Origin of the sequence: Aquimarina mycalae (genome assembly GCF_029906345.1) — a bacterium.
Lineage (GTDB): Bacteria > Bacteroidota > Bacteroidia > Flavobacteriales > Flavobacteriaceae > Aquimarina.
In genome coordinates this window covers 47,872-65,766 of sequence record NZ_JARYGY010000011.1, presented here as the reverse complement: position 1 = coordinate 65,766, position 17,895 = coordinate 47,872, and the positions used below count along the sequence as shown (strand labels likewise).

Sequence of the window (17,895 nt, the reverse complement as noted above, 5' to 3'; positions counted from 1 at the left end):
ATTAGTTACTCTTTATAAAACTTTTTATTTTTTCAGCTAATTCTTCAGAAACTGAAATCAGAGGTAAACGTAAATAATCTTCACAAATACCTTTCACTTTTAAAATATTCTTAATTCCTGCAGGATTACCTTCGGCAAAAGCATAATCCAATACAGGTAATATTTTATATAGGATATCAAAAGCTTTTTTAGTTTCTCCTGAAAGTCCCAAACGAATCATTTCTGCAAACTCTTCTGGAAATCCTTGGCCAACTACACTAATAACTCCATCTCCTCCAGCAGCAACTGCTGGCAAAGCTAAGGCATCATCTCCCGAAATTACCAGAAAATCCTTTGGACGATTTTTAAGTATTTTAAGTACTTGAGTGAAATCTCCTGTAGCTTCTTTGATTCCAATAATATTATCTAATTGTGATAATCTAAGTGTAGTATCTGCACTCATATTTACACCAGTTCTGGATGGAACATTATACAACAATACAGGCAAAGGAGTTTCATCATTAATTTTTTTATAATGCTGATATATGCCTTCTTGGGTTGGTCTATTATACATGGGAACTACAGAAAGAATCGCATCAAAATCTGAAACATTTGTAGTTCTCATTTCTTCGAGAATTGCTGCTGTATTATTTCCTCCAATACCAATTACTAATGGAAGTCTTTTATTATTTATTTGTATAATATGCGCTACTAAACTCTTTTTTTCTTCCTTAGTAAGTGTTACTGATTCTGCTGTAGTTCCTAAAACCACCAGATACTCTACTCCACCATTGATACAATATTCAACTAACGATGTCACTCCATCAAAATCAATTGAACCGTCATTATTAAAAGGTGTCGCTAATGCTACACCAGTTCCTCTCAGAAAAGCACTCATATTATATTATCTGTAAAATTTTTAAATATTTTTTTAATTCGGAAATAAAGAGGTTTGTGTTTTGGTTTGCAGCGCCAATAACCAAATCATTAATACGGTTATCTATTTCTGCAAAGCCAACCTTAAACTTTGCTTTAGAAGCTGCAGCAACATAATCCAGTTCTAATTTACTTTCAGAATAAAAATTAATCAAAACATCGTACTCTTTTTGTATAAATTCATTTAAAGAATTACTTTTTACAGTGCCACCTACACCAAAACTCTTATCATTATAATATGCTGCATCTTTATCATCAGAAATCTCTTTCTGATCTTCTTTATATCCCATTACCTTTAGCCGTTCTGACTTTACTCCTAACTCATTAGCTAATTTAACTACCGACAATACATTCACAGACTGAGAAGCGTCGATAAGAACCGCTAAACTTTGAATATTAGAAACCCCTTTAGCTTGAGACTTTCTTTTTTTAATATGAGATTCAATGCTTTTTTTTAATGCATTTCGTTTAAGACCCTTTAAAATCATTTATAAAAAAGATTAAGAAACAAATGTAGCTATTTTACATTTCAAAAACAGGCTGTACGACTTAAGAAAAACAGAAAATTAAGAAAGCCCATATATTTTAGTTATTTAAATAACAATACTACTCTTATCTGTTTAATACCAATATTAATTCATAAAACATCAACTAAAAATAATTCTCTTTTTCAGGTTCTGCTTCAATATATTTGGCTTCAATGAAAAACTTTGTAAAAAAGTAAAGCCCAATAGCTTCTGCTATATTGATAAGTACTGTAAACACTCTGCTATAATAATAAAAATCATTAATTAGTAATAATGCAGTAACAAAAAGGCAGCAACTTGCGGTAATAAACAACCTAAAATTACCATAAAATTTATCATTGATATAAATAAAAAAACAAGTCCCTACAAACCACAGAAGTGCAATAAGTATTAAAAAAAAAGAAATTAAATAATTTTGCAGATTAGGCAACACTAAACTAGATATTTCGAAAGTTAAATATCCTATCAGGATTACACTGATTACAATAGGAAATGAAACCAACTTCTTTAATTGAATATCTTTCCAGTTTATATATTTTTTTAAGAGAAGTAAACACAAAACGTAAAAAGTGATAATTGTTATCGCTACTTGGGTAAAATATTTTTCAAAATCAAGATAGATTAATGTATCATTAATCATAATAGTTAACATCGCTAAAATGAAATATAATTTTAATGATTTCTTTACATAAAATAAGGCAATAAATCCTAGAGATATGGGAATTAGTGGCTTTACGTATAGCAAGCAAGATTTATCCAAAAATATCGCAACTAAAATAACGAGCAGGGAAGAAAAATAAAATAACACGTATGTCCCTTTGATGTTCTTCAATACTACTTATCTATAATTTCTTAATTTTTATACAAGCATAAGATATTAAAAATCAACAACTAATTAAAAGAACTCCACATTATTAGGTTTTAGATCCTTTTGTTCTATAAAAAATTTGATTAAAAAATAATGTCCAAACACTTGTAATACATTAGAAATAACAACAAAAATATCTAGATAAACATATAGTTTATTCAGAACAGTCATAATATTAACTATAAGAAAACAAGAAGCAGCTATCATTAAAGATGAACTCACTACTGTTTTACTATTGAGATATATATAATAGCAAATACCAATAAATAATATAAATAACACAATAAACACATTAAGATACAGTCCGTCCTCATTGATATTTAAAGAAATCATATCCTGAACCGAATACACCACATATATGATCAAACTCATTGTTATCAGTAACTGGATTGTGAAAATCTTTTTAACTTGGATTTGGATCTTCTGAAGGCTTTTCCATAACAAAATCATATTTAGACAATAGTATACAGAAGCTAGAATATTTATCATTCTAAAATGCAATTTAAAATCTATCACAGATAAGATTTCTACTATTAAAATCAATAGCATAGCAACTAACACGAGATAATTTATTTTTTTGACGTCAATTATATATATTAAGGAAACCGAACATACTACCATTATTTTAGAATAAACCAGCCAATCTAACTTAAAAATAGAAGTCAATAACAGTATAAAACTGGAAGCATATAGTAACTGGTATGCTAATTTACTTTTATTCAATGATCCTATGATTTATATTTCTAAAACCCTTCAAATTCTTCTTGCTTAAGCTTTTTATTTTTGGTAATCATATAATTGGTTAAAAAAACAAGAGCCAGTGGAGCACAAATCAATCTAATAACTTTTAATTCATTAGATTGAAGATAAAATTCATCTATCAACAATATAAAATCACTAAACGCAAAATTTAACATTGCCAAAAAAAACCATAATGATTTTTCAGATCTAATATTTATATAATGCATAGCTCCAACAATTAACAATACGTAAAGCAATAACAAATAAAAAAAACCTATAAGACTATACTCTCCCATCGGTTCTTTAATGACCGAATATGTTATAAAAAAAATTACTGTATATAACGAGCTCCCCAGCAATAAAGTAAAAACATCTCTACGGTTATATTCAAAAGACTTATGATTATAATACAAGAAATAAAATAGTAACAAATAACCTATTATATGCACCATCATTTGGTATTTAATCTCAATTTCATCATTAAGCCAGCTTATCAATTCTGGTACAAAAAATACTAAAACAACAACAATATGTATTGCCTTGATCTGTTTACTGCACCATACATATTGTATAATTATTGATAAAAGTAAAATTGAATTACTGTAGGTTTTTAAAAAAGGAATTTGAAACACAAACCCCAATACCTGCAATACAATTAAAAAAGAAATTAAAAATTTTAGTAGTTTCTCTCCATTCATTTGATTTAGATCGTGTATAAAGTCGTAAAATTCCCCTTTATATACTATATTATACAATTATTCCTTTTGTTAATATACTAAATTTCAACGAAATAAACAGAAATGCCAAATATATTAAGATTCTATATTCTTGATTTTTAAAGGGTCGGAGCTAGAAATTTTAAACTTCACCAAGAAAAACACTGCTAATAGCTGGTAGATTGCATTTATGATTTTTAGTTCTAGCGATGGAACATAAAATCGATCTAAAGCAAAACACGAGTCACTAATTACAAAGTTAAGGACAGCTATAACAAACCAAAGAGATTTAGGAGATCGTATATTTATATATTGAAAAACAGCTCCTATCAATAAAGCGTAAAGAATAATTATATAAACGATTCCAAAAGGTCTTATATCTCCCATGTTTTCATTTGTTACCAAGTATATTACATACGCGATAATAGTCCAAACCACAAAGAAGATAGATATATAGATTATATCCGTTGTATTATAATCTATAGGTTTATGATTTTTATACAGGAAATAAAATAAAATAAAATAACACAGTGTATAACTCAGTAACACATACCTAAAACCATTCTCTATACCTGTTAAAAGAAATATATCACCAAGAAAGCAAAGTGATAAAACCACAATGAATAGTACATCAACTTTTTCTACATTAAACCAATATAGCATAAAAAACAAAGGAACGGTCATTGGTTTAGCATACAATTCGATTGTAGGGTTTTGCACTATTGTACTAAGAACACACAGACTTCCTGCGATTAGCAATAATATTTTTATGAGCGTTCTTACCTTCATTATGCAATTAAGTTAAGAAAATCATCTTCGTTTATGATAGAAACTCCTAATTTATTTGCTTTCTCTAATTTACTTGGTCCCATATTAGCTCCAGCAACTACATATGTTGTTTTTGATGAAATAGAACTTGACACTTTCGCGCCATTATCTTCTATCAACTTTTTGAGTTCATTACGAGATACTTTTTCAAAAACACCTGAAACTACAAAAATTTGACCTTGTAACTTATCAGTCTGATTAGCTAGTTTTTCTGCTGAAATTTGCAATTGAACCCCATGTTGTGCAAGATTATTTACTAATACTCTATTTTCTTCTGCATCAAAAAATTCTCTAACACTTTGAGCGATCTTAATTCCAATCTCATCAACATTTACTAGTTCTTCTTCAGTAGCAATCATGATGTTATCAATTGACTTATAATGTTTTGCCAATTTCTTTGCTACCGTTTCCCCAACATATCTAATTCCTAAACCAAACAACACTCTTTCAAAAGGGATTTCTTTGGATTTTACTATTCCTTCTATCAAATTATCAGCACTTTTTTCAGCCATTCGTTCAAGCGGGATAATCTGTTCTTTTTTTAAATTATACAAATCCGCATAATTAGTAATCAAACCTTCTTTTACCAAAAGTGCAACGGTCTCTCCTCCTAAACCATCAATATCTAGTGCTTTACGCGAAATATAATGTTGTATTCTACCTATAATTTGCGGAGGGCAACCTTGATCATTAGGACAATAATGCTGTGCTTCGCCTTCCTTACGAATTAATGCTGTATTACATTCTGGACAGGAAGTTATGTATTGAGTAGATATAGAGTCATTGGTTCTTTTCTGAAAATCTACTCCTACAATTTTTGGAATAATCTCTCCTCCTTTTTCTACAAAAACTGTGTCATCTACTCGAATATCTAATTTTTCAATCTGGTCAGCATTATGTAACGAAGCTCTTTTCACTGTAGTTCCAGCTAATTGTACAGGTTCGAGATTAGCAACTGGTGTAATAGCTCCAGTTCGACCAACCTGATATGTAATTTCATTTAAAGTCGTAACGGCTTGTTCTGCTTTAAATTTATAAGCCATAGCCCATCTTGGGGCTTTAGCTGTAAAGCCTAGTTCTTCTTGTTGTTGCAAATTATTCACTTTGATAACAACACCATCTGTTTCGTATGGCAGCTCCCTTCTTTTTTCATCCCAAAGATTAACAAATTCCAACACTTCATCTACAGAAGATGCTAACCGTGATTCTTGCGGAACTTTAAACCCCCAAGCTCTTGCTTTTTCTAAGCTTTCATACTGTGAGGATATCCCCAATCGATCTCCAGCTAAATTATACAGCAAGCAATCTAATGGGCGTTTTGCAGTCTCACTACTATCTTGAAGTTTTAAACTTCCTGAAGCCGTATTTCTTGGATTTGCATAAGGCTCTTCTCCTGCTGCAATTCGTTCTTTATTCATTTTTTCAAAACCTTCATACGGCAGTACAATTTCACCACGAATATCAAATTTAGAAGGATAATCTCCTTTTAGCTTTAAAGGAACCGATTTAATCGTCTTCACATTGGTAGTCACATCATCTCCCTGAATTCCATCTCCTCTGGTTACTGCTCGAATTAATTCTCCATGTTCATACGTAAGGCTTATAGAAGCTCCATCATATTTAAGTTCACAGGTATAACTCACATCACCATCAACAAGTTTTTTAATCCTAGTTTCCCAATCTAACAAGTCTTCTTTAGAATATGAATTATCTAAGGAGTACATACGTTGCTCATGAACCACAGTATTGAAATTCTTAGTAACCTGACCTCCTACTCTTAACGTAGGTGAATTAGGGTCATGAAATTCTGGATGTTTTTCCTCAAGTGACTGAAGGTCTTTGAGTTTCATATCAAATTCGTAATCACTTATAGTAGCGGCGTCTAATACATAATAATTATAGTTATGCTGTCTTAATTCTTCTCTTAATTCGTTGATTTGCTGTTCTATATTCATTGCTCTGGTATCAGGTTTCTGGTATCAGGTTAGTTTTATTTTAATTATGTTCTATCAGACTTAAGCCATTTTGGTACTTGAGCTGGTTTAAACGTTCTCATTTTTTTTAACAAGCGATCAATATCATCGTCTACAAGTAATAACTCATAGTTATCCATCTTCAGAAAACCATTTCTTACCATGGTTTCTAACATTTGCAGCAGATGATCGTAAAATCCATTAATATTCAATAAGCCAATAGGTTTTTGATGCAAACCTAATTGTGACCAAGTAATGATTTCAAATAATTCTTCTAATGTTCCAAAACCTCCTGGTAAAGTAATAAAACCATCACTAAGTTCGTGCATTTTCATTTTACGTTGATGCATATTATCTGTAGTAATCAACTCTGTTAATCCTAAGTATACTACCTCTTTTAGTTTTAAGAAATCTGGAATCACTCCTATTACTTTTCCTTTGTGATCTAGTGTTGCTTTTGCTATTGTACCCATTACTCCAATTTTAGCAGCTCCATACACCAAAGTAATATCCTGTTCTGCTAATTTTTTCCCAAGAGTCACAGCTTCCTCGATTACCTTAACATCATTCCCTTCACTACTTCCACAAAAAACGCAAATAGAAGTTAAATTATTCATGCACTACGTATTTTAAATTAAACAAGCTCGAATCATTCGATCGTTATTATACAAATCTTTTCTTAAATCTATAGACTTAAACCCATGTTCTCTGATCATTTCTTTTGTTTCTGCCCCTAAGTATTGATTAATCTCAAAATACAACCGACCCTTTGCATGTAACGAGACATTAGCCAAATTAGTAATCTTTCTATAAAAAATTAAAGGGTCCTGATCCGAAACAAAAAGTGCTAAATGAGGTTCATTTTCTAAAACATTCGGTTTTATTTCTTTTTTTTCGAGTTCTCGAACATATGGTGGGTTAGAAACTATGATATCAAATTTTTCGTTTAAAGCATTCAACGAAAGTATATCTGATATCATAAACTTTATATCGACCAAATTATATTTTGCATTTGCTTTTGCAACATTAAGAGCTTCTTCAGAAACATCTAACGCATACACTATAGCATTAGGTAAATTCTTAGCCAATGCCACGGCAATACAACCACTACCTGTTCCTATATCTAAAATCCTTAACTGGTCACATTTCTCATTGGCTTGGCAATCTTTTACAATCCAATCGACTAGCTCCTCAGTTTCTGGTCTTGGAATTAATACATTTTGATTTACCGTAAAGGATAGTCCATAGAATTCTGTATCACCAGTAATATATTGAATAGGATCCTGAAGCTCTAATCTCTTTTTTGCATTAGCAAAATTAGACAGTTCAGCATCCGTAACAATTTTGTTTAATGCTAGTGCAATATCTACACGCCTTAACCCCAAAAACTTTTCAGAAAGGATGTAAAAAAACGACAACACTTCTTCTGGCTCATACCATCCTGATAATGAATCTATAAAATCTTTTCTAAGTTCTTTTATTTTCAAAACTTATAATTCTTTTATCATCCATGCCTGACAACTATAATGCCCTGTATCTCCCATTGGTTTGTCGAGCGACTTAAATCCTACTTTACCATATAATTTCCTGGCATCTTTCATATAAGGCATTGTTTCCAGATAACATTTAGTAAACCCTTGCTCTCTTGCAAAATCCAGACAGGTGTTCATCATTTTAGATCCTAGTCCTCTTCCTCTCGCCTCAGGAAGGAAATACATTTTTTGAAGTTCACATATTTCTGATGCTTCTTTCTCTAATTGCGCAATCCCTGCACCTCCAATGATTTTACCGTCTTCTTCAACCACATAATACATCTTCCTAGGTGCATCATAGGTTTCATACATCATGTCCAAAGCTTCATCTTCATAGGCAGTACCTACTTTAGGCACTCCCATCTCGATTAAAACATCCCTTATTACTTGAGCTAAAGCCTTATTATCCTTAGAAGAAACTGATCTGATTTTTATTGTACTCATTATGATTTATAAATACTACTTTTGTTACTCTCAAAAACGACATATAATATCACTATGTCTAATATTTTTAACCAGATGAAATATACATTAAATCTATACAGTAATCAATGAAGAAGCTTTTATTATTATCAACAATCTTAGTCTTTATAGTAAGTTGTTCTGTATCCAAAAAACCAGAGTTTAAACATATTGCCAATATCGAGGTTAAAAATGTCAGTATGCGTAATGTAACTCTAATCGCAGACGCAGTCTTTAACAATCCCAACAGCTTAAAAGGAACTCTATCTGTAGATGATATACATGTTTTTGTTGATAACATTGATGTAGGTATGATTTCTTCTCAAGAATTTGATGTTCCTGCACAAGGAACATTTACAATTCCATTAGAAGGAACCTTTTCTCTTTCTAAGATATACAAAGAGAATAAAAACAATCTTCTAGGCAGTGTATTAAAGATGGTCCAAACGGATTCTTTACTTATCCAATACAAAGGCAATATCAGATATCATTTAGGAAGTTTTTCTTACCCGTATAAAATAGACAAAGAGCAAAAAGTAAGTCTGAAATAGCATATAGTGAGCATACATGAAAAACATATAAGGCGCTGTATTCAAATCGCAAAAAATGCTTTGGGTAGTGCAAGACCAAATCCTATGGTTGGTAGTGTCATTACACATAATGATATTATTATTGGAGAAGGATATACTAGTGGATATGGTGGAAATCATGCAGAAGTAAACGCCATAAACTCTGTAAAGGATAAAGCTCTTTTAAAAGAAGCCACTATTTATGTCACTTTAGAACCCTGTTCACATTATGGAAAAACACCTCCTTGTAGTGATCTGATCATTAAACATAATATTCCAACTATTGTAGTAGGAACAATCGATACTCATAGTAAGGTTGCAGGAAAAGGAATCGAAAAACTACAAAATGCAGGATGTAATGTAATTCTTGGTGTTCTAGAAAATGAATGCCAAGAACATCATAAACGCTTTTTTACTTTTCATAATAAAAAACGTCCTTATATTATTCTGAAATGGGCACAAACATCAGATGGTTTTATTGCACCAGAAAACACGAACAAAAGAGAACCTGTTTGGATCACTAACACATATTCCAGACAGTTAGTGCATAAATGGCGCGCAGAAGAACAAGCTATTTTAATTGGCAACAAAACTGTGATCAAAGATAACCCAAAGCTTACTACCAGAGATTGGTCTGGAGCAAATCCAGTAAGAATAGTAATTGATGTATCGAATAATATTCCTAATGACTCAGCTGTTTTAGATCAAACTACAAAAACGATTATAATCACATTAGCACGTGATACCAGAAAGAGCAGTAACAACATTATATATGAAGGTATCACTTCTAGAGAAAATGTTACTGAGGAGATCTGTAATATTTTACATAAGCACGATATCCAATCGGTTATTATAGAAGGAGGAAGTTATACTATTCAATCTTTTATAGACAAAAACCTTTGGGATGAGGCAAGAGTTTTTACAGGTTTAAATACTTTTAAAAAAGGAATTTGTGCTCCGATACTTAAAGCTCAACCAATTTCTGAGGAAAAAATTATGGAAGACACTTTAATTATATATCGAAATGATTAAAACTATTATTTTTGATTTTGGAGATGTTTTTATTAATCTCGACAAGACTGCTACACAAAAAGAACTTTCTAAGTTAGGTCTTAGAATTATCAGTAAAGAAACAGAGTCGATAAACGAATCTTATGAAACAGGTAAAATCACGACTAATGAATTTATCAGTTATTATCAAAGATTATTACCTAACATTTCAAAAAAACAGATAACCAACATATGGAATGCAATTTTAAAAGATTTCCCAGAGCATCGTCTTGAGTTTCTCCTAAAATTAGCAAACGAAAAAAAATATCAGCTCATTTTATTGAGCAACACAAACGAGTTACACATCAATTGGATCAAGGAAAATATTTCATTCTATACTATTTTTAAATCTTGTTTTGATGCCTTTTATTTATCACATGAAATCAACTTACGAAAACCTAATATTGATATTTTTCAATTTGTTTTAGACAATCATAAAATAAATCCATCGGAAACCCTTTTTATTGATGACACAGCAGTAAACACAAATGCTGCTAAACAATTAGGGATTAACACTTGGAACAATGACCCTAAAACTGATGATATCTCTACCCTTTTCACCATAAAATCTGACTTGTTTTGATATATCTTCTTTTAAGTATACTTGCCTCAAGTTTGATTTTAATTACATTCAAGCTATTTGTAAAATATAATGTAGATACGCTACAAGCAATTGTTGTTAATTACATCGTAGCCTCTATTTCTGGAATAATCGCATATTCCCAACCCATCAAAATCTATAGTGTTATAAAATCAGATTGGTTTTTTGGGACAATAATTTTAGGGTTTATTTTTATTCTTGTTTTTAACTTAATGGCAATTACCACTCAGAAAAATGGACTCTCTGTTGCAGCCGTAGCCAGTAAAATGAGTGTAGTGATACCCGTTGTATTTGGCATTGTTGTATATAAAGAAAGTACAGGAATACTTAAAATCATAGGGATTCTTATTGCGCTCATTGCGGTATATATGACTTCTATCAAGACTACTGATGGGATTTCAATAAAAAAAGAAAATCTAATATATCCTTTATCTGTTTTTTTAGGAGGAGGTATTATAGATACGAGCATAAAATTTATGGAAACTAATTATGTAGCCAATCTAGACGTTCCTATTTTTTCGGCTACTATTTTCGGGTTTGCAGCAATTGTAGGTATTCTTATTTTAGTATATAAAACTGTGCAAGGAACTATCAAAATATCTTCAAAAAATATCATTGCAGGAATATGTTTGGGTGTACCAAACTATTTTTCTATTTACTTTCTTATTCAGGCTTTAAGAAACGAAAGTATGGATAGCTCAACGGTATTTATAATTAACAATGTAGCTATCCTATTGGTTTCTACTCTTGTAGGCATCATTTTTTTTAGTGAAAAACTAATTTTAAAAAATTGGATAGGAATCATACTTGCAATAATAAGTATATTACTTGTCACTTTTTCTATAAACCTATAACAGCTTTGAGCACTACAGACACATACAAAACCATTGCTACAAAAGGAGATGAGGCATTGTTCAAAGACAAGAATAGTAAATTCTTTGGGTATGCTTTTCCTATTACTTCAGAAGAAGAAGTAAAACCAATTCTTGATGGTTTAAAAAAACAACATCATGCAGCAAGACATTGGTGTTATGCTTGGCAACTAGGCACAGAGAACATTAGATATCGTAGTAATGATGATGGAGAACCTTCTAATTCTGCAGGACAGCCTATTTATGGTCAAATCCTATCTTATAAAATCACCAATGTTCTGGTCGTAGTGGTTCGTTATTTTGGAGGAGTAAAACTTGGAGTAGGCGGATTGATTAATGCATATAGAACCGCTGCTCAATTAGCAATAACATCTTCTGATATTATAGAAAAAACTATTAACATTAATTTCTGTATCGCTTTTGAATATAAAAACATGAATAAGGTGATGCGAATAATTAAAGAACGCCAACTCATTATTACTAATCAAAAGCTAGAATTAGATTGTAAATTATTTATTTCTGTAAGAAAAAAGCTTGCTGATGAAATAAATGATCTTTTCTCTGCGTTGTACGAAATAGAAATTAAAAGATTAGATGACTAATTCTTTTTCTATTATTTTTAATAAATAAGAAGGGCATAAAATTGGTTTTCTGGTTTCTGAATCAACAAAAACTAATGTTGTAGAAGCTATTGTTAATAATTCTTGTTTTTGATTATAAATTTCATAATCAAAAACAATTCGCGCAGCAGGAATTTTCTTAAGCGAAGTTTTAACAGTTAATTCATCGTCAAAGAAAGCAGATTGCTTAAATTTAAAATCTATTTTAAAAACGGGAAGCATAATACCGCTTTCTTCCATAGATTTATAAGAAACACCTAATCTGGATAGCCAGTCGATTCGGGATAACTCTAAATATTGCGCATAATTACCGTGATGAACGACTCCCATTTGATCTGTTTCGGAATATCTAACTTTTATTGAAGTTTCAGAAATGATTGACATATTTTAACTTAAAAAACTATAAATTATGTAAAATTACATTTATTAAAGTATGCGAAAAAAATAATTAAAATTCAACCCCTAAATCGTTTTTTTTTTACATTTTTTGTTCACATATTTGTCAAACAAAAGAAGTAGGAATATTTTCAACAATTTTCCTTTAATAACCAAATAAAAGTAATCTAACCACTCTAATGAATATAACTGCGCAATCAGTTTGGGATAATTGCCTGTCTTTTATAGAGGACAACATTACCCCTCAAGCTTTTAAAACCTGGTTTGAACCTATTAAAGCTGTAAAGCTTACGGATAGCGCATTAAGCATTCAAGTACCTAGTAAATTTTTCTATGAGTGGCTAGAAGAACATTATGTAAATCTTCTTAAAGTATCCCTTACTCGAGAATTAGGAGAAACTGCCAAATTAGTGTACATCATTAAGATGGAAAACACCTACGGTAACAAAAAACCATTTACTGAAAAGATACCAAGCTCTAATAGAACCGCGGTAAGCTCTCAAGAAGTAGATGTTCCTATCAAAAGTAAAAATCCAGAACTTAAAAACCCATTTGTGATTCCTGGGATTCGAAATGTAAAAATTGAATCTCAATTAAATCCAAGTTATAATTTTGAAAATTTCTTAGAAGGAGATTCTAATAGATTGGCTCGATCTGCTGGTATGGCAGTAGCCAACAAACCTGGAGGGACTTCTTTTAACCCACTTTTAATATTTGGAGGAGTTGGATTAGGAAAGACACACTTAGCTCATGCGATAGGTGTAAATATAAAAGACAATTATCCTGAGAAAACCGTATTATATATATCTGCAGAAAAATTCACGCAACAATATATAGAATCTGTAAAAAAGAATAACCGAAATGATTTCATACATTTTTATCAAATTATAGATGTATTAATTGTAGACGATATTCAGCTATTATCAGGAAAAGCAGGAACACAAGATGTTTTCTTCCATATATTTAACCATTTGCATCAAAACGGCAAACAAGTAATCTTAACAAGTGACAAGGCACCTGTTGATATGCAAGACATAGAACAAAGATTACTTTCTCGTTTCAAATGGGGACTATCTGCAGAATTGCATCAACCAGATTTCGAAACTAGAATTTCAATCATAAAAAACAAACTGTATCGTGATGGTGTTGAGATGCCAGAAGATATTGTAGAGTTTTTAGCTAATAACATTAAAACAAATATCCGCGAGTTAGAAGGAGCTATTATTTCTTTAATAGCACACTCCTCTTTCAACAAAAAGGATATTACAATTGATCTTGCAAAAGCAATTGTGGATAATTACGTTAAAAACACCAAACGTGAAGTATCTATTGATTACATCCAAAAAGTTGTAAGCGATTATTTCCAAATGGATGTAGAAACACTTCAATCCAAAACACGTAAACGTCATATCGTACAAGCTCGTCAATTAGCAATGTTCTTTGCAAAAAAGCTAACCAAAGCTTCACTAGCAAGTATTGGCACACAAATAGGAAAAAGAGATCACGCTACAGTATTACATGCCTGTAAAACAGTAGACAACCTTTCTTCTACCGACAAGCAGTTTAGAAAGTATGTTGAAGATCTTGGCAAAAAACTTACCCTATAACTCTATATTAAAATGACTGTCAAGATACTAATGGTTTGCCTCGGAAACATTTGCAGGTCACCATTAGCAGAAGGAATTTTACAATCTAAACTTGACCCAGAAAGGTTCCAGGTAGACTCCTGCGGAACTAGCAGTTATCATATTGGAGAAAAACCAGACAGAAGATCCATAGAAATCGCTAAAAAATATGATATAGATATCACCAACCAAAGAGCCGCTCAATTTAAAATTAGTGACTTTGACACCTACGATTTCATTTACCCTATGGATAATTCTAACTACAACAATATTATCCAACTTTCTAGAAACGAAACCGACAAGCAAAAGGTAAAGCTCATTTTAGACGAGCTACAACCAAACGCAGGACTAGATGTTCCAGATCCATATTACGGTGGCGAACAAGGTTTTGAAGACGTTTTTAAAATGCTACAAAGCGCTTGTGATACTATAGCAAGAAAGCTATAAGAAAACTATCAAGAGTTAAAAAACAAAGTTTTTGTATATTTAATAACCATTAACCCACTTAAATATACAATTTCATGAAAAAAATCATCATTTTTTGTATATCCTTCCTATACTACTCTGGAAATTGCCAAAGTATAAGTCTCGAATCTTTCGCAACAGGTTTTACCAGACCTTTAACAATAACCAATGCTGGAGATAGCAGGTTATTCATAGTAGAACAAGGGGGATTAATAAAAATCCTAAACACTAACGGCACTACAAATGCCACTCCTTTTTTAGATCTTTCTAACCTAATCATACAAGAACCCAATAGACAAAACGAGCAAGGACTTTTAGGACTCGCTTTCCACCCTAATTATTCTAATAATCGTTTTTTCTATGTGTATTATATCGCTCCTAATGGTAATTCTGTAATATCAAGATTTGAGCGAGACGCCACCAATAGTGATTTAGGTGACAACACTACAGAGCTAAAAATCCTAGAATTCTCTCAACCTTTTACAAATCACAATGGAGGCAACATAATTTTTGGACCTGATAATAAATTATACATCGGAAGTGGTGATGGTGGTGATGGAGGGGATCCAGGAGATCGTGCGCAAAACATAAACCTTCTTCTCGGCAAGATACTTCGCCTAGATGTAGATATTGCGCCTCCTTATACCCCATCCGATAATCCATTTGTTGGGACTAATGGAGCTGACGAAATTTGGGCATATGGATTACGTAATCCTTGGAAATTTTCCTTTGATAGCCAAACAGATGATTTATGGATTGCAGATGTAGGTCAAACAAACATTGAAGAAATCAATAAAGTATCCGGAAATCCTAAAGAAATAAATTATGGCTGGAGATGTTTCGAAGGATCCATAAGCTTTAACAGCACAGGAAACTGCCCTGCCAACAATAACGACCTTACTTTCCCCGTTTCAGAATACACACATACCACAAGCGGAGCTTTTAAATGTTCTATTACTGGAGGTTATGTATACCGAGGGACTAAATTTTCAGACATACAAGGAAAGTACTTATTTGCGGATTACTGTAGCAATGAGATTGGAATGATTGAAAACAGCGGTGGAACAATAACATATTTTACAGGAATCAACAATGCTGGATTTGCTGCTTTTGGAGAAGATATAAACAACGAATTATACATTGCTGGAAGAGACAATGGAACAATCTACCAAATAGTTGATAGCAATGTATTAGGAATCACAGAAAACCAATCAAACTCAGCTACCTTATATCCAAACCCTGCTGACACCTATATCAATATTGACTTTAGCAAAAAAATTAGTAGTATTGCAATATATGATCTAAAAGGCAAGGTAGTTCAACAAAAACTACTTAACCAAGAAAGCATGCGTACATACGACATCAGCTCATTACCAGCAGGATTATACATTTTTAAGATAAAAGACATAAATCAAAACGAACTTAACCAAAAATTAGTGATCAAATAAACTATGGAGTCCAAACCCCTAGATCCAAAAGGAAAACTATACTTAATACCAACTAGACTAGGTGACGATGTCCCTCTAGAAGTACTACCTATATCTATAAAAAAGGTTTTAGAACAAGTAAACCACTACATTGTTGAAAACGAAAAACCTGCTAGAAGATTTATAAAAAAGGTGAGTCCTAGCAAATCACAGCGTTCACTTATCATACATTCTGTAAACAAATACACAGATGCTTCAGAAATACCAAACTACCTGACTCCTTGCCTTAATGGTCAGTCTATCGGACTATTATCTGATGCAGGTTGTCCTGGCATTGCAGATCCAGGTGCAGAAGTAGTAAGGCTCGCTCATGAAAAAGGAATACAAGTAACTCCTTTAGTAGGTCCTTCTTCTATATTACTTGCAATGATGAGTAGTGGTATGAATGGACAGAATTTTTGCTTTAATGGTTATTTACCAATCGACAAAAGTGAAAGAAAATCCACTATTAAAAGTCTTGAGAAAAATTCTTTAGAAAAAAATCAAGCTCAACTATTTATAGAGACTCCCTATAGAAATGATAAAATGCTTGCAGATCTTATTGCAATTCTTAACCCTAATACGAGATTATGTATTGCCAGCGATATCACATTAACAACAGAATACATCGTCACTAAAACGATCGAAGAATGGAAAAATACTGCAACAGATTTACATAAAAAACCTACAATCTTTATTATCCAGAGAGATTATTAAAATGCAGATTCGGCTTTAGCTTTTCTTTCAGGAATTACATAAGAAGTGTCGTACCCTGAAAATCGTTTCATATAATAACGAATTGTTGTACCGAATGCATCTGCAAAACCCTCAACACCTCCACTACGAAGATATTTTTTAACAGATCCAGGGCCTGCAAGATGTGCAGCTGCCAATACACCAGATTCAGTAACCAAAACACCGTTCATCCTCTTACCAACAAACCACTTAAGATCCCTTCTTAAAATCCACTTGTTTCTAGAAAGATTCGCATAAAAAGCTTTTTCTTGTAGTTCTGGGCTATTTAGAAAGGTGTTTTTATTTTTAATACCAATTAAAGCAAGTGTACCCATACCAAACTGGTACTTCCCCAGATACCCAAATTGATTCACCACACCATAATCTCCACGAGATTCTTTAAAAGCAACAGCTTCTTTAAAACCTACATATGATTTGCCGAGTTCTGGTGATATGAAATTTTCAGGTATATTATCTTCTATCTCGTTAAAGTTAGGAGCAATATAATACAAATCCAACCCCTCAGTACTGTATGAGCTTAAATCTATGTGGTTTTTTGGCGTAAAACTTACTAATACAACCCCTCCAATTGTAAGAATTACTGATAATCCAATTATCCTCTTTATCATATAAAAAATTTCTAAGTAGACACCTAAAAGATGTTCCCCTCTACTTAAATTTTTGCGGTGCAAATATACAATTTTTTTATAAGATATAAAGAACAAAGCGTTAATTTATTTACAACACTGAAAAACAGCTATTTACACAAAAAAACATCTTAAAAAAAAGCAAAAAAACCTAAAAAAGGACTCAAAAAACGCACTTAAACATCAAATAAGGAACTTTTATCGATAAAAAATGAACAGCCTACTTTGAGAGTAATTCACAAAAAATCAAACGTTATTGTTAATAAATTTTAGATAAATTGGACAGA

Annotated in this window: 21 protein-coding genes; 9 read left to right on the top strand and 12 right to left on the bottom strand. The window is 31.8% G+C overall.

Annotated features, from left to right (window positions below):
- Position 1: 1 nt before the first annotated feature.
- From dapA to QBK95_RS21690, 10 genes are all read right to left on the bottom strand, one after another.
- Positions 2–877: a 4-hydroxy-tetrahydrodipicolinate synthase gene (gene dapA / locus QBK95_RS21735; RefSeq protein ID WP_280936672.1), complete on the bottom strand. Its 876-nt coding sequence runs from the start codon at positions 875–877 to the stop codon at positions 2–4.
- 1 nt (position 878) lies between these two features.
- Positions 879–1,403 (bottom strand): DUF6913 domain-containing protein, encoded by a 525-nt coding sequence (locus QBK95_RS21730; RefSeq protein ID WP_280936671.1) that lies wholly within the window; start codon positions 1,401–1,403, stop codon positions 879–881.
- A gap of 163 nt (positions 1,404–1,566) precedes the next feature.
- Positions 1,567–2,082 (bottom strand): hypothetical protein, encoded by a 516-nt coding sequence (locus QBK95_RS21725; protein WP_280936670.1) that lies wholly within the window; start codon positions 2,080–2,082, stop codon positions 1,567–1,569.
- Between the two features lie 255 nt (positions 2,083–2,337).
- On the bottom strand, positions 2,338–2,682 hold the full coding sequence (locus tag QBK95_RS21720; RefSeq protein WP_280936669.1) for a hypothetical protein: 345 nt from the start codon (positions 2,680–2,682) through the stop codon (positions 2,338–2,340).
- A gap of 371 nt (positions 2,683–3,053) precedes the next feature.
- Positions 3,054–3,749, bottom strand: a complete 696-nt coding sequence (locus tag QBK95_RS21715; protein WP_280936668.1) for a hypothetical protein — start codon at positions 3,747–3,749, stop codon at positions 3,054–3,056.
- Positions 3,750–3,863: 114 nt separating this feature from the next.
- The gene (locus QBK95_RS21710; RefSeq protein WP_280936667.1) at positions 3,864–4,556 is read right to left on the bottom strand and encodes a lysoplasmalogenase family protein; all 693 of its coding nucleotides are present in this window, start codon (positions 4,554–4,556) and stop codon (positions 3,864–3,866) included.
- The gene (gene ligA, locus QBK95_RS21705) at positions 4,556–6,550 is read right to left on the bottom strand and encodes an NAD-dependent DNA ligase LigA (protein ID WP_280936666.1); all 1,995 of its coding nucleotides are present in this window, start codon (positions 6,548–6,550) and stop codon (positions 4,556–4,558) included. Before ligA ends, QBK95_RS21710 begins: the two co-directional genes overlap by 1 nt.
- 44 nt (positions 6,551–6,594) lie before the next feature.
- Positions 6,595–7,185 (bottom strand): LOG family protein, encoded by a 591-nt coding sequence (locus QBK95_RS21700; protein ID WP_280936665.1) that lies wholly within the window; start codon positions 7,183–7,185, stop codon positions 6,595–6,597.
- A gap of 12 nt (positions 7,186–7,197) precedes the next feature.
- Positions 7,198–8,055, bottom strand: a complete 858-nt coding sequence (gene prmC / locus QBK95_RS21695; RefSeq protein ID WP_280936664.1) for a peptide chain release factor N(5)-glutamine methyltransferase — start codon at positions 8,053–8,055, stop codon at positions 7,198–7,200.
- Positions 8,056–8,058: 3 nt separating this feature from the next.
- A complete protein-coding gene (locus tag QBK95_RS21690) occupies positions 8,059–8,544 on the bottom strand; it encodes a GNAT family N-acetyltransferase (protein ID WP_280936663.1) in 486 nt (161 codons plus the stop codon).
- Positions 8,545–8,651: 107 nt separating this feature from the next.
- Between QBK95_RS21690 and QBK95_RS21685 the strand changes: the two genes are divergently transcribed.
- Genes QBK95_RS21685 through QBK95_RS21665 form a run of 5 tightly spaced genes read left to right on the top strand, consistent with a single transcriptional unit; the run spans position 8,652 to position 12,256 of the window.
- Positions 8,652–9,113 (top strand): hypothetical protein, encoded by a 462-nt coding sequence (locus tag QBK95_RS21685; protein ID WP_280936662.1) that lies wholly within the window; start codon positions 8,652–8,654, stop codon positions 9,111–9,113.
- A gap of 6 nt (positions 9,114–9,119) precedes the next feature.
- Positions 9,120–10,163: a bifunctional diaminohydroxyphosphoribosylaminopyrimidine deaminase/5-amino-6-(5-phosphoribosylamino)uracil reductase RibD gene (gene ribD, locus QBK95_RS21680; RefSeq protein WP_280936661.1), complete on the top strand. Its 1,044-nt coding sequence runs from the start codon at positions 9,120–9,122 to the stop codon at positions 10,161–10,163.
- Positions 10,156–10,764, top strand: coding sequence for an HAD family hydrolase (locus QBK95_RS21675; RefSeq protein ID WP_280936660.1), 609 nt, complete (start codon positions 10,156–10,158; stop codon positions 10,762–10,764). Before ribD ends, QBK95_RS21675 begins: the two co-directional genes overlap by 8 nt.
- A complete protein-coding gene (locus QBK95_RS21670) occupies positions 10,761–11,636 on the top strand; it encodes an EamA family transporter (RefSeq protein ID WP_280936659.1) in 876 nt (291 codons plus the stop codon). The genes QBK95_RS21675 and QBK95_RS21670 overlap by 4 nt, the downstream gene beginning before the upstream one ends.
- A 5-nt stretch (positions 11,637–11,641) precedes the next feature.
- Positions 11,642–12,256 carry an IMPACT family protein gene (locus tag QBK95_RS21665; protein WP_280936658.1) on the top strand — a complete coding sequence of 205 codons (615 nt, stop codon included), beginning with the start codon at positions 11,642–11,644 and terminating at the stop codon, positions 12,254–12,256.
- Here QBK95_RS21665 and QBK95_RS21660 read toward each other — a convergent pair.
- Entirely contained in the window at positions 12,245–12,658 is a 414-nt protein-coding gene (locus tag QBK95_RS21660; protein ID WP_280936657.1) for an acyl-CoA thioesterase, read from the bottom strand. The two genes, QBK95_RS21665 and QBK95_RS21660, sit on opposite strands and share 12 nt — an antisense overlap.
- A gap of 191 nt (positions 12,659–12,849) precedes the next feature.
- Between QBK95_RS21660 and dnaA the strand changes: the two genes are divergently transcribed.
- The 4 genes from dnaA to QBK95_RS21640 all read left to right on the top strand — a co-directional run bounded on the left by dnaA (position 12,850) and on the right by QBK95_RS21640 (position 16,943).
- Positions 12,850–14,277: a chromosomal replication initiator protein DnaA gene (dnaA, locus tag QBK95_RS21655; RefSeq protein ID WP_280936656.1), complete on the top strand. Its 1,428-nt coding sequence runs from the start codon at positions 12,850–12,852 to the stop codon at positions 14,275–14,277.
- Positions 14,278–14,289: 12 nt separating this feature from the next.
- Positions 14,290–14,742 (top strand): low molecular weight protein-tyrosine-phosphatase, encoded by a 453-nt coding sequence (locus tag QBK95_RS21650; RefSeq protein WP_280936655.1) that lies wholly within the window; start codon positions 14,290–14,292, stop codon positions 14,740–14,742.
- A gap of 74 nt (positions 14,743–14,816) precedes the next feature.
- Positions 14,817–16,208, top strand: coding sequence for a PQQ-dependent sugar dehydrogenase (locus tag QBK95_RS21645; RefSeq protein ID WP_280936654.1), 1,392 nt, complete (start codon positions 14,817–14,819; stop codon positions 16,206–16,208).
- 3 nt (positions 16,209–16,211) lie between these two features.
- Positions 16,212–16,943 (top strand): SAM-dependent methyltransferase, encoded by a 732-nt coding sequence (locus QBK95_RS21640; RefSeq protein WP_280936653.1) that lies wholly within the window; start codon positions 16,212–16,214, stop codon positions 16,941–16,943.
- On the opposite strand, the gene QBK95_RS21635 is transcribed toward QBK95_RS21640, so the two are convergent.
- Positions 16,940–17,590, bottom strand: a complete 651-nt coding sequence (locus tag QBK95_RS21635) for a peptidoglycan-binding protein LysM (RefSeq protein WP_280936652.1) — start codon at positions 17,588–17,590, stop codon at positions 16,940–16,942. The two genes, QBK95_RS21640 and QBK95_RS21635, sit on opposite strands and share 4 nt — an antisense overlap.
- Positions 17,591–17,895: the final 305 nt, after the last annotated feature.